Consider the following 21,950-nt stretch of genomic DNA (forward strand, 5'->3'; position numbering starts at 1 on the left):
CCCTCATCTCAGGCTGAAAATCCTATACAGTTGGTATAGGGATAAACTACTTTGAGAAAGAAGCCGATATGCAACTAAGTGAAATTACTCATCCCAACCAGTTACATGGTTTGTCAATCCGTCAATTAGAAGATATTGCCCGTCAGATTCGCGAAAAACACCTCCAGACGATCGCCGCTACCGGTGGACATTTGGGACCGGGTTTAGGAGTCGTAGAACTAACGATCGCCCTTTACCAAACCCTGGATCTCGATCGCGATAAAGTTCTTTGGGACGTGGGACACCAAGCTTATCCGCACAAACTCCTCACCGGTCGCTATAACGATTTTCACACCCTGCGCCAAAAAAATGGCGTTGCGGGCTATCTAAAACGTTGCGAGAGCAAATTTGACCATTTTGGGGCTGGACACGCCTCCACGAGCATTTCTGCTGGGTTAGGAATGGCTTTAGCCCGGGATGCCAAGGGGGAAGATTTCAAGGTAGTATCGATTATCGGGGACGGGGCTTTAACCGGGGGTATGGCCCTAGAAGCGATTAACCATGCTGGACATTTACCGAACACCAACATCATGGTTATCCTCAACGATAACGAGATGTCCATTTCCCCCAACGTCGGGGCAATTTCCCGCTATCTCAATAAAGTTCGTCTGAGCGAACCCGTCCAGTTTATCGCCGATAATCTCGAAGAACAATTTAAAAATCTACCCTTCTTCGGTGACTCCCTCACTCCCGAAATGGAACGAGTCAAAGAAGGAATGAAACGGTTAGCAGTTCCCAAAGTTGGCGCAGTGATTGAGGAATTGGGCTTTAAATATTTTGGCCCGATTGATGGTCATAATATTCCCGAATTAATCGCCACTTTTAAACAGGCCCATAAGGTCCACGGACCGGTTTTCGTCCACGTTGCCACCGTTAAAGGCAAAGGCTACGAATTAGCTGAAAAAGATCAAGTGGGTTATCATGCCCAAAATCCCTTTAATTTAGCCACGGGTAAACCGATTCCCTCCAGTAAACCGAAACCTCCCGCTTATTCCAAAGTTTTCGGGCATACTCTCACTAAATTAGCGGAAAATGACCCGCGCATTATCGGTATCACCGCCGCCATGGCCACGGGGACGGGATTAGACAAATTTCAGGCAAAACTACCGAAACAGTACATCGATGTGGGAATTGCTGAACAACACGCCGTTACTCTCGCTGGTGGTCTTGCTTGCGAAGGAATGCGCCCGGTTGTCACTATTTACTCTACTTTCCTGCAGCGGGCTTTTGATCAGATTATTCATGATATCTGCATTCAAAATCTCCCGGTTTTCTTCTGCATGGACCGGGCCGGTATTGTCGGGGCCGATGGACCGACCCACCAAGGGATGTACGATATCGCCTACCTGCGTTGTATCCCCAATATGACCATTATGGCCCCGAAAGATGAGGCGGAACTGCAAAGAATGGTCGTAACGGGGATTAATCATACCAGCGGCCCCATTGCCATGCGTTACCCCCGGGGCAACGGTTTAGGGGTTCCCCTGATGGAAGAGGGTTGGGAAGCTTTACCCATCGGTAAGGGCGAAATTCTCCGCAGTGGCGATGATATTCTCCTGTTAGGATACGGCACTATGGTCAACACTTCCCTACAGGTGGCCGAAATCCTCAGCGAACACGGCATCGAAGCCACAGTGGTTAATGCTCGTTTTGTCAAGCCCCTTGATACAGAACTTATCTTTCCCCTTGCCCAACGTCTTGGTAAAGTGGTGACTTTGGAAGAAGGTTGTTTGATGGGTGGTTTTGGTTCTGCGGTTTTGGAAGCTTTACAGGATGCTAATATTCTAGTTCCGGTCAAGCGTTTCGGGGTTCCCGATAAATTAGTGGACCACGCAACACCAGAGGAATCCTTCGCTGATTTGGGTTTAACCAGTCCCCAGATTGCCCAACAGGTTTTAGCGGCATTTTTTAGCCAAAAACAAACCGCTAACGTTGGTTAAAATCTCAAGATTAGCTTGGCCAGTTTTCCCGAAAAATTAGGGAAGACTGGTTTTTTTTTGGTCTAGATAGTCAATGAAGACTGCCGGCAATAAATAGTGAGGGGAACGAACCACAGAGACACAAAGGACACAAAGATCGATCACTACTATAGAAGTTAAATTTATCACACAAAGAATAGGAGAGTCCAGTAGCTTTAAGAGCATCAGCCATGAGTTGGTCATCAATGACAGTGTTAGTTCTCATGGTATCCCTAGTTGTGTATAGTAGATTAAACATCTTGCATAATTAATTTTTGAGGGTTCAAAAATGAGAAAAAAGGTTAAATTTTGTCAAGAAATTGCTTAAAGTTTTCTAAAGCCACTTGACTTAAAGACAGAATTGTGCATAGTAGAAGTAGGCGGAGAGAAGATTGGACGATTACAAGCAACTGAATTACCTATGGAAAACCAACTTTGGCAGCGAATCACCCTCGATTTAAATATCTGTCATGGTAAACCTTGCCTTCGAGGATTGCGTTATCCTGTTGAATTTATCCTAGAATTACTTAGTTCTGGCATGAGTATCGAAGATATTTTAGCCGACTACGATGATTTGGAACGGGAGGATATTCTAGCGGCGTTATTGTTTGCCACTCGATTAACTCAGGTAAAAAGCATCTACCAAATTGCACCATGAACTTTTTAGTCGATGCCCAATTGCCAGTTGGTTTAGCCCGTTTTTTGCAAGCTGCTGGTCATGATACAATTCATACTAAAGATTTACCCCAACAAAATGCCACGACAGATGCAGAAATTAACGCTCTTTCAATTCAACAAAATCGTATTGTTATTACCAAAGACACAGATTTTCTCGATTCATTTTTAATTAATTAGTCAAGAACCTTATAAGCTTCTGCTAGTTACTACGGGTAACATTACGAATGTTGAATTAGAAGCATTATTTCAGAATAATCTACCCCAAATAAAAGCACTTTTTACTCAACATTCCTTAATAGAAATGAGTCGCAACTCAATCATCGTTCATCAATAATTTTACGCGGGGTGCTGTGTATGGTTTCATCAGTTCATCTTATGGCTTCTGGCTGGGATTTAGCAGTTAATAACCGCAATGGTCAACTCGCTCTTGTGGTTGAGGTCAAGTGCAAAACCAACGTATCCCAAGAATGGGCGGCAAAACTCCGACGCAATATTCTGGCACACGGTACTTTTGCCAAGGCTCCCTATTTTTTGCTGGTCTTTCCTGACAGATTTTACTTATGGAGTAATGTTGGGGCTTTTCAGGAGCAGAGTGAACCTAGTTATATGATTGATGCCAGTCCCATTCTTCAGCCTTATTTTCAACGAGCAGGGGTAACGAATGACCAAATTAGTAGGCAAAGTCTTGAACTAATTGTTGCTTCTTGGTTGGGAGAGATTATTTATTCTGAAAAGCCGCCTGAAGCTCTCGATGATTCTCAGCGTTGGTTGATTGATTCAGGGTTGTATGCTGCTTTAGCTGGGGGAAAATTTCAGCGTGAGGCAGCGGCGTGAATATCTATGTTGAAACAAATTTTGTTTTAGAGCTAACCTTCGAGCAAGAGCAGTGTCTAAGCTGTGAGCAGATTCTGCAACTTTGTGAAACAGGACAAGCCAAACTAATTATTCCAGCATATAGTCTAGCTGAACCTCACGAAAAACTGACTCGTCAAGCAAAGAGTCGTCGGGAACTTCAACAGTTACTAGATACTGAGTTACGTCAACTTTCACGCACAGCTTCTTATGCAAGTCGGATCAAGAGTATTCAAGATATTGCTAGTTTAATGGTGCAAAGCAATGAAGAAGAACGACATCGTTTTAATAAATATCGAGAACGCCTCCTCAAGGTAGGAGAAATTGTGGCACTTACTGCTGATATTTTAATCGAAGCAGCATCTTATGAAAAGATATATGATTTAACGCCACAAGATGCTCTTGTCTATGCCTCGGTACTTCATCATTTACGACGTTATCAGCCACAGCAGGCGTGTTTTTTGAATCGAAACTCAAAAGACTTTGATAGTCCTGACATTGTTGAAGAACTGAATCAATTCAACTGTAGGATGATTCCCCGATTTGATCGTGGTTACAGTTTTCTTCAGTCGCAGTTATCGTCCTAGTAGCTGAGATCAAGCTTTTCGGTTGAGTTGAGCGCTTTAATACTTAGGAGAAAACTGCTCGATTCAATAATTTGAGCGAAACCCAACATTCTTTAACGACATCGTAAGAATCATTGATTGTGCCTCATTTCCTCAAGGTTTCCTTCCCATTTAAGCTTACCTTTAAAGGCTTTAATTTTCTCCTGTTGTTTGAGCCGAATCAAAGTCTTAAGACCCAATTCAACAACTTCTTGTTTAGTCTTTAAACCAGTAGCTTTAAGAGCATCAGCCATGAGTTGGTCATCAATGATAATGTTAGTCATCATCCTATCCCTAGTTGTGTATAGTAGATTGTTAATATACACATTATATAGGGTTTGCTGAATAAATGTGAGATGTAAGCAAGGTAGAGATTTTGTGGCTTTTCTCGCAAAACAGGTGCAAGATTGTGAGAGAATCGTCGTTCAAAATCTTGCGTCTTTATCGGCCTGCGTCCTGTAGGGGCGAAGCATTCGGACAATAACCTATCGGTGAAACTGTAGATTTTCTATCCGAATGCTTCGCCCGTACTTTTTGCCGCATACCCTATTTAGGAGAAAACTGCTCGATTCAATAATTTGAGCCAAAACCCAACATTTTTAAAGACATCGGTGCAGTTTCCCGCAAGTGTCGCTCATTTTTGATAGACAAAAGTTATTGCTGTCACCCCAAACACAACTTTACTGTCCCACCCGCCAAATTTTGATAGTTTTGTCAGCACTCCCACTAGCTAAATAGCGGCCATCGGGACTATATGCTACTGAGAAAACTGTCTCAGAATGACCGGTAAGGGTACGCAATTCGTTTCCCGTTGCTACCTCCCAAATTTTGATAGTTTTATCCTGACTCCCACTAGCTAAATAGCGTCCATCGGGACTATATGCTACTGACCTAACTACCTCAGAATGACGAGTAGGGGTACGCAATTCTCTTACCGTTGCTACCTCCCAAATTTTGATAGCACCGTCACCAATCCCACTAGCTAAATAGCGACCATCGGGACTATATGCTACTGATAAAACCCCCTCGGAATGACCAGTAAGAGTACGCAATTCTGTTTCCGTTGCTACCTCCCAAATTTTGATAGTTTTGTCAAGACTCCCACTAGCTCAATAGCGGCCATCGGGACTATATGCCACTGACCAAACCGTCATAGAATGACCGGTAAGGGTACGCAATTCTTTTCCCGTTGCCACCTCCCAAATTTTGATAGTTTTGTCACTACTCCCACTAGCTAAATAGCGGCCATCGGGACTATATACCACTGACAAAAACTCGCTAGAATGACCAGTAAGAGTACGCACTTTTCCCGTTGCTACCTCCCAAATCTTGATAGTTTTATCCTGACTCCCACTAGCTAAATAGCGGCCATCGGGACTATATGCCACTGACAAAACCACCCCGGAATGACCAGTAAGGGTACGCAATCCTTTTCCTGTTGCCACCTCCCAAATTTTGATAGTTTTGTCAAGACTCCCACTAGCTAAATAGCGACCATCGGGACTATATACTACTGAGTTAACCCGGTAAGAATGACCAGTTAGGGTTTTATCTAAGGGTGAAACCGAAGAATTAATCTTAGGAATAACTGGCGATTGTTTTTGAGTTACAACAGGCTGCGGATTTGGTGGTGGAGATGTTATAGTAGGAGTTATAGGAGGTAACTTTAATTGCCGTTCAATCTCATCCAAACGCTGTAAAATAACCCTAGTATTAGCCGGTCTATTCTTTGGCAATCTTCCCATCAACTCATCAATAAAATCCAACAATAACGGGTGAATATTTTCCGTTTCTTCTCGCCAAGATAAAACATCATTAACCGCATCATAAATTTCTAAAGGATGTTTTCCCGTTAATAAAGGCACAAAAGTTCGTCCTAAAGCATGAAAATCTGATTGAATCACCGCTTGGCCATGTTGTTGTTCATTGGGTGTATATCCGCGTGAGATAATACCTGTTACCTGTTGACCTTTTACCTTTTGATGATAGGTTTGGGTTTCTTCCCTTGCTGTGCCAAAATCAATTAACACCAACTCGCCACTATTCCGCAGCATGATATTAGGGGGTTTAATATCTCGATGCAGCCAATTCTGTTGATGAATTTTATCGAGAATTAAAGTGATTTCTCTCAGCCATTTAAAAGCCCGTTTTTGACTTAAACTATCATACTGGTTGAGCCACTGTTCTAAATTAATACCCTCCACTTTTTCCATAACTAAACAGTGTAATATTTTCCCCTCCCTTGTGGAATATTGAAAATAGGCATCTGCGCGAGGAACACCGGTGACATTTTGACGACTCAACTCTAATAAAACGTCATATTCCCGTTTAAATAATTCCACTGCCTTCGGGTCATTATTCCATTTTTCTTGTAATACCTTGAGGATTTTGGCTGTAAAACCCTCAAAAGCCTCATAAACAACCCCAAAACCGGTCGTATCACTCAATAACCGACTCACTCTATATTGACCATTTAACAACAACTCAGAGCCGCAACTTTGACAGTAACGAGTATTCGAGTTATTATTACTCGGATGGTCTGGTTGATAACAATTGGGATTAATACAGTAACAGGGTTTCATCTCGGCTATCAGTTATTTTATTGGGTGAATAATTGCAAGTTTTCCCTTACCTGTCTTTGAAGGCATTTTATCATAAGTAAGCTAAAACGGATTTTAACCGCCTATCCTTAGATTAGCTGTCTCGGAGTCTCGACTAGAAAATTAATTTTGCACAACTACTTAAGTGGGTGGGTGGAATTAAATATAAAATGAACGTAGGTTGGGTTGAAGCATGAAACCCAACGCCCGCATGGGTTACGCTACCGCTAACCCATCCTACAAATAATTGTGCCTACCTACTTAACTAACACTCCATTCAGAAAAATTTCGGCAATACCTTCGGCCATTTCTTGTAAAGCTAAGGGGGAAGCATTGCTATCTAAAATAGTTTCACTGGAAAAACCGGCAATTGCGAACATTCCTAGAAAAACTTGGGCGACAATTTTCGGATTCATGGGACGATAGATACCACGATCGATCGCTGTTTGAAAAAAAGCCTCGGCCACATCGGTCATTTTAGCAATTACCTCCGATTGAATTCGCTCTTTTAATTCGGGATGAAATTGTGCCTCTATAAAACAAACTCGCAATAAATCGCTATTTTCTCGCATTCTCAACACCCTACGTCGCATCACCTGCGCTACCGCTTTATAACTGCCCATTTCGCTCAATTCCGTCAGCAAGTCGGTGAGAATATCCACCCATCCCCTAGTGGCCACTTCGATTAAAATCGCCTTTTTGTTGGGAAAATAACGAAATAAAGTTCCTTCTGCCACATTTGCTTTTCCTGCTAGGTCTTTGGTCGTGGTTCCTTCATAACCCTTAGCGGCAAATAAACGTAAAGCGGCCTGTAGAATACGACTACGGATATCTTCTTCCCCAGAATTGGTCTCAGCTAGGGAACGTTGAAAAAGACTTTGCATAATCATTGACAGCTAGAACGGGATAGAGCCATTGTCATCGATCAAGTCAGGTGTTTGCTCAAATGCTTCATAAAATTTTGAGTAATTGGGGTTAGAGATTGTTCAAGGGAATGGAGTAACTTGGCCTTGAACAACGAGCGCAGCAGCATAAATAGATTTCCTCTAGGTTGTTTTGACGGAGATACCAGCAAAGGAATCTTTAAGAAATTACCCAAAATCCCTGCGTATAGGTATTGACGGCGCTAGACTCCCAACGTATAGATAAATACTGTTTCTGGAAGCCCATGACTGTGAGCTACGAAAAAATCACCCCACCGACAACAGGCTCGACAATTACTTTTTCTGACGGAAAACCTCTCGTTCCCGACGATCCCATCATTCCCTTCATTCGCGGTGACGGTACGGGGGTCGATATCTGGCCCGCAACCGAAAAAGTTATCGATGCAGCGATCGCCACAGCCTACGCTGGTCAAAGGAAAATCCATTGGTTTAAAGTCTATGCTGGCGATGAAGCTTGCGAAATCTACGGGACTTATCAATATCTACCCCAAGATACATTGACAGCGATCAAAGAATATGGTATTGCCATCAAGGGTCCCTTGACCACTCCCATCGGTGGCGGCATTCGTTCCCTGAATGTGGCTTTGCGGCAAATTTTTGACCTCTATGCCTGTGTTCGTCCCTGTCGTTACTATGCGGGAACCCCTTCCCCCCATAAAACCCCGGAAAAACTCGATGTCATCGTCTATCGGGAAAATACCGAGGATATCTATCTCGGCATCGAATGGAAACAAGGCACGGAAATCGCCGATAAACTGATTAATTATCTCAACACGGAACTAATTCCCGCCACTCCCGAACATGGTAAAAAACAAATTCCCCTTGATGCGGGTATCGGGATCAAACCGATTAGTAAGACGGGTTCCCAAAGATTAGTCCGCCGGGCGATCGAACGAGCGCTGACTTTACCGAAACCGAAAAATCAGGTTACTCTCGTCCATAAGGGTAACATTATGAAATATACCGAAGGGGCGTTCCGGGATTGGGGTTATGAATTAGCTAAAAGTGAATTCCGGGATGTGTGCGTTACCGAGATGGAATCATGGATCCTGAGCAATAAGGAGAAAAACCCTGATCTGAGCATCGAAGATAACGCCCGCATGGTGGAACCAGGTTATGATGCCCTCACGGATGAGAAAAAAGCCAAAATCTGCCAGGAAGTGACCAGTGTTCTCGATGCTATCTGGGAAACCCACGGCAATGGGCAATGGAAAGATAAAATTATGGTTAACGATCGCATTGCCGATAGTATCTTCCAACAGATCCAAACCCGTCCCGATGAATACTCGATCCTCGCTACCATGAACCTGAATGGTGATTATCTCTCCGATGCGGCAGCGGCGATCGTGGGTGGCTTAGGGATGGGACCTGGGGCGAATATTGGCGATACTTGCGCTATTTTTGAGGCAACCCACGGCACGGCCCCTAAACACGCCGGTTTAGACCGAATTAACCCCGGTTCGGTGATTCTTTCTGGGGTGATGATGTTGGAATACATGGGATGGCAAGAAGCGGCCGATTTGATTAAAAAAGGCATCGCAGCAGCGATCGCTAATCGACAAGTTACCTACGATTTAGCGCGTCTGATGGAACCTCCCGTTAATCCTCCTCTGAAATGTTCCGAATTTGCCGATGCGATTATCTCCCATTTTGGGGATTAATTTTCTGGTTAGGGTAGCCTGAAAACTGCCCTATTTTTCGGAAAATCCCGTAACTACCGAGGTCTTGACAAATTAGGAAAAAACCAGAACTTCCCCCTTGAGAACTTGAGTTAAAACTTGTAGGATGTTTTGACCTTGTTTTCTGGCCGTAGAAATTAGAGAACGAATAAATCCCCTTGTTCGCAAGGGCGAACATCCGTTTTAACGGATGGCTAACCCTCGCTCATGATTTCTTGGTTTTCGCCTTTCAGTTTTCGCTTCAAGAAAACACAGGAGCTAAAAGTGGTCGCCAAGCCAACGAGAGTAGATGGTTCGGGTATAGTAGTAGGAGGTTGCGACACACCCGTAACGGAGCCACTGACTACATGGCCATTAAAGTCACTGATAATATTATTGAGAAGAATTGTCCCACCTGCTGTAGTTAAGGGAGAGTCAAAAACTAAAGAGAGACTATTCAACCCATTTAACCAGTCAATTGCTTGGATTCCACTGACACTAGGAGTTGCCAAACTAATATTAATTACGTCAGCCGCCGTCAAAGTCAGTCCGTCAATCATCAGGTTACTGAAAGTAATATTAGGATCCGTACTGTTTTCATTATCAATGGTAAAACTTCCTGTAATCGCAGTAGCCGGATTGCTGTTAATACTACCATTATTAATCGTCCAGGTCAGTGCCTGGGCTGGCAGGTGAGCGGAAAAAGTGCTGGCTAAAATTGCTGTCGTGGCAGCCAGAAGCAAGTTGGCTGGCTTAGTCTTCATTAATTGACTCCTTTGTCAGATCGGTTCGATTTGGGTGGGTAACTAGAGAGTGACAAACCATTGAGGATGAGCGTCAAATCCCGTAACAGGATTGCCGAGATTATCTGTTACTTGAGCTAAGGCTTCAATGCCAGAAAGAATCTGATTACTATTAAAGCTCAATTGTCCGAAGTTTAGTCCACTTAGGGCAAAGAGATCGCCTTCAAGAGCATTGAAGTCGAGAATGCGATCGCTGCCATTCCCCGCTGCGAGGACAAAGCGATCGGCACCGCTGCCACCGGAGAGGATATCCAGTCCAGCGCCGCCGTCGAGGAGATCATATCCTTCTTCTCCATACAGTTTATCGAAATCTCTCCCACCGTAGAGGCTATCGTTACCGATTCCACCTTTAAGGATATCGCGTTGGTTGGAACCAATGATCAGATCGTCGCCACCGCCGCTTTCAAGGCGCTGATAGCCTAACTGGTTAGAGGCATCAAGGTAGTCATCTTGCTCTGTGCCTTGCGTGGTCCCACCACTGGGAGGAACAATGATAGGAACTGGATTGAAAATATGAAGGATGACAGTAGTGATATTAGAGTCAGCTAAACTATCATTCACTTTGTAGGTAAAGCTATCGGTTCCAACAAAGTCAGTATTAGGAGTATAACTGAAGGAGCCATCTGAATTGAGAGTTAGATTTCCGTTGCTGGGGTTAGTTTCAATAACTGCTGTTAGAGGCTGATTTCCAGTATCGGTATCGTTGTTTAAAACTCCGGCTGCTGGAATGTTGAGAGTGGTGTTGCGGAGGGTATTGTAGCTATCTGGATTGGCTACTGGTGCGTCATTAATTGGATTGATGGTTAGGGTGACGGTAGTGATATTAGAGTCAGCTAAACCATCATTAACCTGGTAAGTAAAGCTATCGGTTCCAAAGAAGTTAGTATTAGGAGTATAGTTGAAAGAGCCATCAGTATTAAGGGTTAAGATTCCTTTCGCTACCGTACTGACTAAATTAACTGTTAAACTATCATTTTCCGCATCAGTGTCATTGGCTTTAACTCCGGGAGTATTAATCGTTAAGGTATTGTCTTCATCGAGAATGTAGCTATCTGGATTGGCTACTGGTGCGTCATTAATTGGATTGACGGTTAAGGTGACAGTAGTGATATTAGAATCAGCTAAACCATCATTCACTTTGTAGGTAAAGCTATCGGTTCCAAAGAAGTTCGCTTTGGGAGTATAATTGAAAGAACCATCAGGATTAAGGGTGAGGATTCCCTTGGCTACCGTACTCACCAAATTGAATGTTAAACTATCATTTTCTGCATCCGTATCATTACCTTTGACTCCGGGAGCATTGATGGTTAAAGTAGTGTCTTCATCGAGACTGTAACTATCTGGATTGGCTACTGGTGCGTCATTAACTCCGTTAATAGTAAGGGTAACAGTGGCGGTGTCGGTGTCACCTTTGCCGTCGTTGATGGTGTAGCGGAAGGAGTCAGTTGCGGTTTTTCCAGCATTAAGTAATTCAAATTTTCCGTTGGGATTGTAATCGAAATTCCCATTGCCATTGACAGTTAACAACGCGCCAGAGGCAAGGGTAATTTGATTGCCTACATTAGCCGTATTGCCATTAACAGCAGTGACAGTGACGGGATCTCCATTCGGGTCGCTGTCAGCACCACTTCCGTTGTTAATTAGCACGTTGCCAGTTAAGAGGGTATCTTCGTTAGTGGTGAGTGCATCATCTTGAGCGATTGGCGGATTGTTAGTGGCTGTGATGATCGCAAAAGTTGCTGTTTTGGCTGCATCTCCACTATTTCCTGCGAGATCTTGAAGGGTGTTACTATTGACAGTTAATTGATAGTTTCCAGTCGTTGTGGTTAACTCTGTAAGTCCTTTAATTCGATAAGTTGTACCAGAGAGATATTCAACGGTAACAGCATCAGTAATCAGATTTTCGCCATTGTTGCGTCGTAAGGTAATGTCCGTATAGTCAAAAGTAGAGAGGTCGATAGCTTCAGAGAAACGAAGATCGATAGAATTAATTGGTGTAGCAATGGGAGTTTGGGGAATATTGAGAAAGTCAATTAAGGTAGGCGCGATAACATCAGCAAAGAGGTTAAAATTTGCTATGGTGATATTACCTGCGGGATCGATAATTTGAAGATCTAAGTTTCTGGTTCCCGATGAAGGTAACTGAATTGTGCTACTGAATTGGGTATTATTGACGGTTGCTTGTCCTAAACTTTGATTGAGAGTACGATCAATCAAGAAGACGCTTAAACCCGTTTCGCTAAGATCTCCTGTGAGGGTTAGGGTAGTAGTGTTAACTAGGTTTTGACTGTTGGGGGTGAGAGTTTTATTGCCTACTTTAAGGTTACTGGGTGCATCGGGTGGAGTAGTATCCATTACCCAAGTTTCTGAGGCACTTCCTATGCCTAAATTTCCTGATAAATCTTTAATTCCATTTCCATTAACCGTTAGGGTGTAATTTCCTTCAGTTTGGGTTAAGTTATTCAGTCCATTAATCCGGTAGGTTGTATCATTAACTGGAGTAATTGTGACGGTATTATTGATTAGATTGCTGCCACTGTTACGGGTGAGGGTAATATCTTCCCAAGTGAAGGAACTTAAATCAATCGCTTCCGAGAGGGTGACATCGAGGGAAGAAACGGGAATATTGCGAGGATCAATCTGCAAGTCTCGAATATCTGTAACAGTGGGTGGAGTATTATCTGCATTTCCAGTAGCAGTTTTAATCCAAGTTTCACTGAGTAAACCTGTCCCCAGTTTACCGTCTAAATCCTTAATTCCATTAGCGTTGACGATTAATTGATAGTCTCCATCAATGTTAGTAAGATTTTCTAAACCTGTAACTTGATAGCGAGTAGTTGAAAGAGGAATAATAGAGACAATATTAGTAATTAAATTTGTCCCATTGTTGAGGGTTAAGCTGAGATCAGTATAATCAAAAGTGCTTGCTTGAATCGGTTCGGAGAAATCAATAGTGATTGCGTTTACCGCAGTAGAACGAGGATCGGGAGTAACATCAATAATATCTGTTACTGTGGGTCCACCAGAGGTGTAAATAATTGTATAGCTACTGTTGCCAGCGTTAGCGTTGTAGTCAAGTAGATGTAGAATATTTTCGTAGATAGGACGACCTGTAGCGGGGAAAGTTCGGTCGGTTGTCCAGACGTTATCTAATTTAATAGACGTTCCATCAGACCGCAAAACTTGAGCTATTTCTAAACTACCATTACTAGGATCTGCTAGGTGTAAATATGTCCAACCACTATTGACATTGACGATAATTTGTGCCTGTTGATTGTTGATGGTTGCTGTTGCATTGGTAAGGACGTTTACGGGTGCAGTTGTGCCATTGCTGAAGTAGAGAATATCAGGATAGAAGTTAGCGTCAAAGGTATCATTAACTAAGAAGTCAGGTAAGTTATCACTATCCACATTAACCTGATGGGTGAGTTCGTGAATTTTGACTTCTTTAATTAGGGATAGTTCAGGTTTGCCGAGATCGTTAATATGTTCAAAGGTGGCGTTATATTCGGTGAATTTACCCTGTAAAGAAGATTTGAATAACCAATCAGCAACGGCGGTTTTTCCCGCTTCAATATTGCCGAAATTAACGGTTAAGGAGGGGGTAATGGATTCTGTGCCGATTTGAGTACCGATGATATTAAAATCAATCAGTAAGCCTTTTTCGTTGTCGATAATCTTGGGTTGTGCGGAGGAGATGTGGAGGGTTTTAGCTGTACCTTTACCTTGATTTTTGACTAGAATACCAAGAGAGAAGGGAACAGAGGGTTCAATTTCTACAGTAAAAGGATCATCAGCAAAGACATCTCGTTGATGGAAGTAATCGAGGTATAATTCTGCTTGTGGGAAGACAGTAACAGGAGTTGAAAGCAGAGGAACAGTGATATTATTGCCATTTTCTTTATAGCTTAAGCTGCCGCCGATGCTGTAAATAGTAGGTTCATTGGGTGCAGCGTTTCCTGTGGGAATAAATGTCCATTCTGCACTTCCTGAAGCGTTGGCTAATAGTGTTCCTGTTCCATCAACTGCGGTAAGGTTAGAAAGGGTAGGGTTAGTGATACCAAATAGATTGTTAACGGTGTTTCCTTGACTGTCTTTGATGTTGATAGTAACGGTGATATTTTCTAGGTTATTGGTGTCGTTACCATTGTCAATTTTTAATGTTCCAAGGAATCCAGAACGAGTCATGATTGCGTCTTGGTTAATTTGCAGTTTAACTTGAGCGCAGACTGAACCTTGATTACAAGAATTAGATTGTATCTCTATTGGAACACTGCTAACAATAGGACTAATAGAACTAACTTCACCATTTCCAGGATTAAATCCGCCATTCACGGGATTAAATCCAACACCACCAAAACTGATAGGTATTGAGGACAGTAATGCACAATTTCCTTCAACATTATTGATAGCAATTGGTGTAGATTTCAAGACTAGGTTTGACCCACAGGAATAGTCATAAGTTAAAGAAGCAGGAATTCCACAGGAAACAACTCCATTGCTTGTATCCGCAATTCTCGTAATTCTTACCGGAACAGTCATCGAACTTTTCGCACCTAAAGTTCCAATATTTTCAATTAAAGGCTCAATTTTATAGAAAGGATGTTCACCAAAATTCAACCGAACATCATTGGCTGCAATTAATCCATGATTGGTAACTGTCATGTCAACTTGCATCATTTGGCCGACAACTTGCAGGTTTATTAAATCAATTAATGGCGGGTCAATTGTTACAGTGGGAATGGGATTAGCAATACTATCACTACTACCATCTAAAGCAGGAACGTGCGTTTCAAAAACACTTTCAATAGTGATGGTATATTTATCTTCAATTTCTGTAGGAACAACTCGCCATACATATTTAACCGTTTGACGAGATAAGAAAGATTCTATATCCTCGGTTTCTCCTGCTTTAATTTGAATTGTTTGAGTGTAAGAATCGTGGCTTTTAGCTTTAACTTCTAATTGATAATATCCTTCAGAGAGATTATCCCAAGATACCATTCCTGTTGAATCTGTAGTAATGCGTCGGACTTCGTTTCCGGTAATATAATCTCGGAGAATAATCGTAGCATCTTTTAATTTAGGTGCAGATTCGGTAAAGAATGTCAACTCATCGACAACAGTAATTTGTAAGCTACCAACTGCATCGGAAACCGCACGGAAACTGAAAGGTAAAGACAAATCGCCATCATTTCCGACGACATCTAAGACGAGATTGCCGTTATAAACCGTTAGCGGTAAATTGGTATCAGGAGTGAGTAATAAAGTAACTTTGCTTGATTCTCCCGGATTAAGAGAAGATAGCTTGACAGGTGAGACTAATTTTAACCAAGCTGCATCAGGAAGAATGACTTGAACTTCTCCTGTTGCAATCCCGCCATTGTTTGTTACTTCAAATTCAATGGGAGTTTGTTGTCCTCGTAACATCCCATTACTAAGAAGGTTAGTATTAGCAACTAAATGAGGAACAATGCGACGCAGATTAATCGTAACAGGAAGCGTTGTGCTTACTCCTTCAGCACTGGTGAGATTAATATTAAAGGTGTCTTGAGTAATAGCTGAATTATTGGGTGCAGTAATGGTGTAAGTAATGGGTAAATTGCTATTCCCTGCTAAGGTATTGGCTGCATTAACTTGTATATTCCAATCTTGAGGCGCACCTTCGATGGTGTAAGTAATCCCTGTAATGGGAATATCCGTTAAATTTTGTAGGGTTGCTGTTGCATTAAAGGGTGAATCAGCATTAATTTGATAGTAAGCTCCGCCTGTGTTAAAGCGCATTCCTAAAAGTTTAAAGCTATCTTCGGCGGTGCTGTCTTCGCTACTGTAATTAGGGAAATAGGCATTAATTTGATATTGTCCCCCTTCTCCGGGTAAGGGTTGAAATTCCTTGACAAAGTTGCCATTTCCATCAGTAAAAGCGGTTAATTCGCGAACAGTCCCGTTATATTTAATGGCGATGGTGACAAATTCGTAGGGAACAGCAGAGTTATCACTATTACTGAAGGCTTTACCCTGTAAAATAACTTTGTTTCCTGTTACTCCAATTTCGGTATCAGTGGAAACAGTAGCACGATAGGCAGGAGTAATATTAATAGAGGTAATAGTGGTATTATTGTTTTCACCTAATCCGATCCCTTCGTTAATAGTATTTGCTGTATCGGTTTGAGCGATTAAATAGTATTGTCCGGGAGTTTTAGGGATAAAAAATGGGAGATTACGTTCGTAGAATAAGCCTGTGGGAATTGTTCCAGAAAATTGATAGTTGTCTAAAAATATATCTTTGTTGGTTTCTAAGGTGGTATCAGTAGAAAGATAAATTTTATCTGTCCAAGTACCCTTTGCTTCACTTAATCCTTGATTGACAACTCGATAGGTGAAGCTGCCTTGTTTTCCAGTTAATAAAGGTGTAGATGCACTTAGATTAACTATTTTTAAATCAGGGACATCAATATCAGCAACATTGATAGTATCAACCCCTTGACTAAAGCCTGTTGCTGTAACGGTAACAGTAACAGTTTGGATGCCATCAGGAATATTATCATTGACTGCATTTAAACTAAAGGTTGCTGATGCTTGGTTGGCAGGAATAATAACTTGATTGGGGACAGTTATTTCACTGGTATTATTGGAGGCGAGAGTAACAATTAAATCTTCATCAGTGATAATACTGCGGGTAATAGTTGCGGTTGCTGCGTTATTTCCTGCGTTTTCAGCAACAGTATCTTTATCAATCGCAAGACTTAAACTAGGAGTTAATCCGTTGTCAATAATGGTTAGAGTTGCTGTATTTTGACTGCCAAGCGTTGCGCCACCTGTGGGGTTAACAAGGGTTAAATTGACGGTTTCATCAGGTTCAGAGATAATATCATTTCTGACAGGAATATTAATAATTTTGCTCTTTTCTCCGTCAGCAAAAAAGATATTAAGAGAAGTTTGGGTGTAGTCATCAGGATAGGTTGCGCTTCCGCCGTCGAGATTAATGGTTGCACCAACAACACCCGTCAGTCTGCCAATGCGGTTAACGCTGACGGCAGCGATTGCGGTTCCATCTTCGCGTATAGTAAAGTTAGGTGCGCTAAATGCCAGTTGGACATCATCATCTAAGATGGTAATAATAGCATTATTTTGATTGCCAATAGTTGCGCCACCTGTAGGATTTGTTAAAGTAATAGTAAAGGTTTCATTACTTTCAACTTGAGTATCATTGATGATAGGAACAAAGTTACTTCCTTGACTTCCTGCTAATTGAACAGGAATAATTTTACTTATTTCATTTTCACCTAAGATAACAGTAATAGGTGAACTGAGAAAGTCAGAAGTAGTGAGATGAAGTCCACAGGCGCAGCCTTTGGCAGTACCATTAGTAAAGGTGATGGTTGCGCCGACTGTTCCTGTTTTGCGTCCCGCACGAGTTACGATGATGTCAGTAACGGCGGTTCCATCTTCACTAACAGTATAGTTAGCGGCGCTGAAGTTAAGCTGTACATCATCATCAAGAATGGTTAAAGTAGCGGTATTTTGACTTCCTAATGTTGCACCGTTAGTAGGATTTTTGAGGGTGAGATTAATGGTTTCTAGATTTTCAGCTTCGGTATCGTTGGTGATAGGAATAGTAACAGTTTTCTCGGTTTCGTCATTGGCGAAGGTGACGAGAATAGAGGTTTTATCGTAATCTGCTGCGGTAGCTGTTCCGTCAGTTAAATCAATGGTTGCGCTAACTTCTCCTTGACTGCCATCTGTACGAATTATTTTGACTTGATTGACTGGTGTTCCGTCTTCATTAACGTTAAATTGAGCGTTACTAAAGGCTAATATTCCAGGTTCTGGTACATCAATTAGGTTAATTATGAAAGATTGGTCATAGCTTAATCCACCTGAATCTTTACTACGGATGGTAACTGGATAACTGCTATTAGTTTCATAGTCTAATTTACTACCATCAGCGACAATTAATTGATTGTTATTGATGGCAAAGCGTCCCCCTGCATTATCAACTAAGCTGTAAGTAAAGGTGTCATTTACGTCAGGGTCAGTAGTATTTAGAACACCGATAACAGTATTATTGGGACTATTTTCGTCAACTTTATTGTTACTCAGTTGTAAGTCTGTGGGAGCATCGTTAACATTATTAATGGTAATGTTAAAGGCTGTTTCACTAGAAGTTATTGTTCCATCTGTAACCGTAAATTTAAAGTTATCGGATGTGGTTTCACTACCGTTATGTTGATAGGTTAAAAGACCATTATCTAAGTCAGCTTGGGTGAAAGTGTTACCTAGTTTTAAAGTAGTAGGAACAATTCCTGTTGTCCAAGTTGCACCATAAACTGTCCCATTATTATGATTGTTAGTAGAGTCTGTTACTGTATTTCCTGAACCTTCATTAAAGTTCCAATAGCCAACTAATCCGCCTTCAGTTCCAATTAATTGGCGGTTCATATCCGCTTGTATTTCAGCTTGAGTTCTGGCTTTATTCCAGATTCTAACTTCATCAAAAACCCCATAAAAATCTGCATCAGGAGGAACCCAATTACTTTTACCAATATACTGATTATAGCGAATAGTATTGACTACAGGGTAAATATTACCAGAAGCCTTTATTTGACCATTCCAGTAGATATAGGCATTGCCATTGCTATTAGTAACTGCGGCAACATGAGTCCATTGATTTTCAGGAAATATTTCATTGGTAATAATTTTTATTGTGCTACTACCTTGGTAGTTTTCCATAAACATTTGACCTGAACTGCCATACCAACCAAGTACAATATTATTATTTATTCTCCCATTTCCTAAATCAATAATTCTCTGCCAATAGCGATGAGAATCTTTAGCATAAACCCAAGCTTCAACTGTAATTGCACCTCCTATAGCACTAGCTGGTAAGTTTACATAATCACCACTTCCATCAAATGATAATGCCTTACCAGTCGAATTATTAAAAATTAACTGACCATTATCAGGTAAATCAGTTAAGGTGTAAATAATGTCTGTGGGTTGTTTATTCGTTTCAAAAGCTTTAAGGACAGTATTATTAATCAGTTTTGTTTGTCCTTCATCAAGAGTGATTCCCTGATTAATTTCGTTGTCAACAATAGTTAAAGTTGCTTTATCTTGTGTGCCAATAGTTGCGCCACTTGTAACATTTGTTAGAGTTATATTAATGGTTTCATTGCCTTCAAATTGAATGTCATCAACAATTGGAATAGTAATCGTTTTCGATGTTTCGCCGTTGGCAAATGTTACTGTAATCGGGTTATTATTGTAGTCATTGGGTGTTGTTGCAGTGTTGTTATTTAGGTTGATAGTTGCGCTAACTTGTCCATCAATGCCATTTGTACGATTGATGGTGACAACATTAACAGGTGTTCCGTCTTCATTAACGCTAAATTGAGCATTACTAAAGGCTAATATTCCGGGTTCAGGAACATCATTATCAACAATCGTTATTGTGGCTGCATTTGTTCCTAAAACTGCGCCACCAGTAGAATTAGAGAGCTTAAGAGTAAAGGTTTCATTCCCTTCATAACTAGAGTCATTAGTGATAGGAACAGTGATAGTTTTCTGACTTTCTCCTGCATTAAAAGTTAATGTTCCATTGACAGCAGTATAGTCTTCTCCTGCTTTGGCTGTTCCGTCATTGGTGCTATAATCAACGGTAAAAATTTGATGGCTAATTCCTGTTAATTTAACCGTGAAAGTTGCTTGACTTTGAGATTCATTAATGGTGGTATCAGCGATAGAAATGGCAGATGTTCCATTGAGAACTTCAATAATTCCCCGATGGAGTCCACCATAACCACTATTAGGTATATCATTCCAACGTCCTGAACTACCCCAATTAAAATGAACATAATCTTCATTTCCATAATTATTGGGTTCACCACTATTCCAATTGGTATAGGTAACAGGTTCACCATTAATCCATTTAAACACACCTTCTTGTGCAACATCATTTAAACCAATCCAAAAGAGTTCTGATCCTCCAAAAGCATTAACTAAAAATTGATTTTCTGCGGCATCATTAATAGTAACTAAATTCCCTCCCATTGCTTGCGCCTGTACCTGTGCATCTGTCCAAGTTGTCGCCGTAGTTAGATAATAAGTGATAGGAGTATCAACAATGGTTAAAATGGCTGTTTTTTGCGTTCCTAATGTTGCGCCATTAGTGGGATTATTAATGGTTAAATTTACGGCTTCATTGCCTTCATAAGCAGTATCTTTGACAATGGGTATAGTGATAGTTTTCTCGGTTTCACCATCAGCAAATGTTACTGTAATAGGTGCATTATTGTAGTCTAATGGTGAGGTTGCCGTCCCATTACTAGGAGTAACAGTAACGCTGACTTGTCCCTGAGTATTAATGCTACGATTTAGGGTAATTTCGGTGATAGGTGTACCGTCTTCTTTGACAGAATAATTAGGTTGACTGAAAGCGATTACACTAGAATCAGCCACATCAATTAGGTTAATATCAAAAGATTTATCGTAGGTTAATCCGCCTTGATCTTGCGTCCGAATAGTGATAGTATGCTTTTGATTAGTTTCGTAATCTAATTTACTACCGTCAGCGACAATTAACTGATTATCATTAATGGCAAAACGTCCCCCTGCATTATCAACTAAGCTGTAAGTAAAGGTATTATTGGGATCGGGATCAGTGGTGGTTAATGTGCCGATAACTGTATTATTGACACTATTTTCCTCAATACTATTCTTACTCAGTTGGATATTTGTCGGAGATTCATTAACATTAATTGTGTTAATTGTCAAGTTTTTTTGAAAACTTAAATTACCAGCATCAGTAGCTTTAATGGTGATGTTATGACTGGTATTTGTTTCATAATCCAATAAACTGCCATTAGCCACTTGTAATTTAGTACCAACCAGTTTAAAGCGTCCCCCAGCATCATCAATTAAAGTCAAGTTATGGGTATCATTGGGGTCAGGGTCACTAATGCTAATTTGTCCAATAATTGTATTATTAGGACTGTTTTCGTTGACGTTAGAATTAGTGAGTTGAATATTTTTCGGCGCGTCGTTGATTGGTGTAACATTAAGCGTCATTTTGGCTGGAGTAATGGAGAGGTCTTCGCCGTCACTCACTGAGAAAGTAAAATTAGTGTAGGGATTTCCATTTTCATTGAGATTAGGTTTAAACTTCAATTGTCCTGCATTAATCGTAGCTATAGTTACAAGATTCCCTTGAGAAAGTGTTTCCCCTGTATCAACTATTCCATTGTTATTACTATCAAGATAAAGAATGCCTTCAGTGGGTAATGTTTCTAGACGTATTGCTTGTAAACTATCATCTGAATCGGCATCACTAAAATTAAAGTTATTGGCAGTAAATACTAGGGTGGTATCTTCATCAGTAACTAAAGAGTTATCAGATGTAGTGGGAGGAGTATTAACAGGTTCAACATAAACAAAGTTTTGAGAATCCAGATTTAGATTGGTTTTTCCCTGAATAATCGCAATTAATTCATCAGGTTCTGTTCCGGGTTTATCGAGATATAACCAAGTATCTGACCCCGATATGGCGAGACGATAATTATTGATTTGTCCCTGTAGCTGAATAACATCAAAATTGACATCACAATCAGCTATTGTGGCATAATCCCCTGTTCCATTGGTCGTTGTGTTGCGATCGTCGTAAGCTAACCAATGACTATCACCTAGTATAATGCGATCGCTTCCAGTTCCAGTAACATAGGTATCTCGTTCGTTCAAACCAGGGATAGGGTTATTGGGGTTTACTCCAATTAGAACATCATCTCCTAAGCCACCATCAAGATAGTCATTTCCTG

The 21,950-nt window shown here is 41.2% G+C and carries 11 protein-coding genes and 1 pseudogene; 6 read left to right on the forward strand and 6 right to left on the reverse strand.

Going from position 1 to position 21,950, the window contains the following annotated elements; translation table 11 throughout:
* Positions 1 to 68: 68 nt before the first annotated feature.
* Positions 69 to 1,979, forward strand: a complete 1,911-nt coding sequence (gene dxs / locus MICAI_RS22115) for a 1-deoxy-D-xylulose-5-phosphate synthase (RefSeq protein WP_008207305.1) — start codon at positions 69 to 71, stop codon at positions 1,977 to 1,979.
* 70 nt (positions 1,980 to 2,049) lie between these two features.
* On the opposite strand, the gene MICAI_RS24720 is transcribed toward dxs, so the two are convergent.
* On the reverse strand, positions 2,050 to 2,223 hold the full coding sequence (locus MICAI_RS24720) for a type II toxin-antitoxin system VapB family antitoxin (protein WP_002797375.1): 174 nt from the start codon (positions 2,221 to 2,223) through the stop codon (positions 2,050 to 2,052).
* Between the two features lie 195 nt (positions 2,224 to 2,418).
* On the opposite strand from MICAI_RS24720, the gene MICAI_RS22120 reads away from it, so the two are divergent.
* From MICAI_RS22120 to MICAI_RS22135, 4 genes are all read left to right on the forward strand, one after another.
* Entirely contained in the window at positions 2,419 to 2,655 is a 237-nt protein-coding gene (locus MICAI_RS22120) for a DUF433 domain-containing protein (protein WP_002758607.1), read from the forward strand.
* Positions 2,652 to 2,852, forward strand: coding sequence for a DUF5615 family PIN-like protein (locus tag MICAI_RS27475; protein WP_008207307.1), 201 nt, complete (start codon positions 2,652 to 2,654; stop codon positions 2,850 to 2,852). Before MICAI_RS22120 ends, MICAI_RS27475 begins: the two co-directional genes overlap by 4 nt.
* A gap of 177 nt (positions 2,853 to 3,029) precedes the next feature.
* A complete protein-coding gene (locus tag MICAI_RS22130; protein WP_008207308.1) occupies positions 3,030 to 3,509 on the forward strand; it encodes a hypothetical protein in 480 nt (159 codons plus the stop codon).
* On the forward strand, positions 3,506 to 4,114 hold the full coding sequence (locus MICAI_RS22135; protein ID WP_002752169.1) for a PIN domain-containing protein: 609 nt from the start codon (positions 3,506 to 3,508) through the stop codon (positions 4,112 to 4,114). The genes MICAI_RS22130 and MICAI_RS22135 overlap by 4 nt, the downstream gene beginning before the upstream one ends.
* Positions 4,115 to 4,224: 110 nt before the next feature.
* Here MICAI_RS22135 and MICAI_RS22140 read toward each other — a convergent pair whose 3' ends face one another.
* The 3 genes and pseudogenes from MICAI_RS22140 to MICAI_RS22150 all read right to left on the reverse strand — a co-directional run bounded on the left by MICAI_RS22140 (position 4,225) and on the right by MICAI_RS22150 (position 7,616).
* Complete coding sequence (locus MICAI_RS22140) at positions 4,225 to 4,419, reverse strand: type II toxin-antitoxin system VapB family antitoxin (protein ID WP_002752171.1); 195 nt, start codon at positions 4,417 to 4,419, stop codon at positions 4,225 to 4,227.
* A gap of 393 nt (positions 4,420 to 4,812) precedes the next feature.
* Positions 4,813 to 6,714: pseudogene (locus MICAI_RS22145) on the reverse strand (protein kinase).
* 275 nt (positions 6,715 to 6,989) lie between these two features.
* Positions 6,990 to 7,616: a TetR/AcrR family transcriptional regulator gene (locus MICAI_RS22150; protein ID WP_039900722.1), complete on the reverse strand. Its 627-nt coding sequence runs from the start codon at positions 7,614 to 7,616 to the stop codon at positions 6,990 to 6,992.
* 284 nt (positions 7,617 to 7,900) lie between these two features.
* Here MICAI_RS22150 and MICAI_RS22155 point away from each other — a divergent pair, with 284 nt between their 5' ends.
* Entirely contained in the window at positions 7,901 to 9,337 is a 1,437-nt protein-coding gene (locus tag MICAI_RS22155) for an NADP-dependent isocitrate dehydrogenase (protein WP_002758657.1), read from the forward strand.
* A gap of 212 nt (positions 9,338 to 9,549) precedes the next feature.
* Here the strand turns inward: MICAI_RS22155 and MICAI_RS22160 are convergent, their stop codons facing one another.
* Together MICAI_RS22160 and MICAI_RS22165 are read right to left on the reverse strand one after the other, a co-directional pair.
* On the reverse strand, positions 9,550 to 10,098 hold the full coding sequence (locus tag MICAI_RS22160; RefSeq protein ID WP_008207316.1) for a PEP-CTERM sorting domain-containing protein: 549 nt from the start codon (positions 10,096 to 10,098) through the stop codon (positions 9,550 to 9,552).
* Between the two features lie 42 nt (positions 10,099 to 10,140).
* A complete protein-coding gene (locus MICAI_RS22165) occupies positions 10,141 to 21,873 on the reverse strand; it encodes a Calx-beta domain-containing protein (protein ID WP_008207318.1) in 11,733 nt (3,910 codons plus the stop codon).
* Positions 21,874 to 21,950: the final 77 nt, after the last annotated feature.

The organism is Microcystis sp. T1-4, from assembly GCF_000297435.1.
Classification (GTDB): Bacteria; Cyanobacteriota; Cyanobacteriia; order Cyanobacteriales; family Microcystaceae; genus Microcystis.

Coding starts and splice junctions, on each gene's coding strand:
- MICAI_RS22130 (WP_008207308.1), top strand. CDS start 3,030: ATGGTTTCATCAGTTCATCTTATGGCTTCTGGCTGGGATTTAGCAGTT.
- dxs (WP_008207305.1), top strand. CDS start 69: ATGCAACTAAGTGAAATTACTCATCCCAACCAGTTACATGGTTTGTCA.
- MICAI_RS22150 (WP_039900722.1), bottom strand. CDS start 7,616: ATGCAAAGTCTTTTTCAACGTTCCCTAGCTGAGACCAATTCTGGGGAA.
- MICAI_RS22155 (WP_002758657.1), top strand. CDS start 7,901: ATGACTGTGAGCTACGAAAAAATCACCCCACCGACAACAGGCTCGACA.
- MICAI_RS24720 (WP_002797375.1), bottom strand. CDS start 2,223: ATGAGAACTAACACTGTCATTGATGACCAACTCATGGCTGATGCTCTT.
- MICAI_RS22140 (WP_002752171.1), bottom strand. CDS start 4,419: ATGATGACTAACATTATCATTGATGACCAACTCATGGCTGATGCTCTT.
- MICAI_RS22120 (WP_002758607.1), top strand. CDS start 2,419: ATGGAAAACCAACTTTGGCAGCGAATCACCCTCGATTTAAATATCTGT.
- MICAI_RS22160 (WP_008207316.1), bottom strand. CDS start 10,098: ATGAAGACTAAGCCAGCCAACTTGCTTCTGGCTGCCACGACAGCAATT.
- MICAI_RS27475 (WP_008207307.1), top strand. CDS start 2,652: ATGAACTTTTTAGTCGATGCCCAATTGCCAGTTGGTTTAGCCCGTTTT.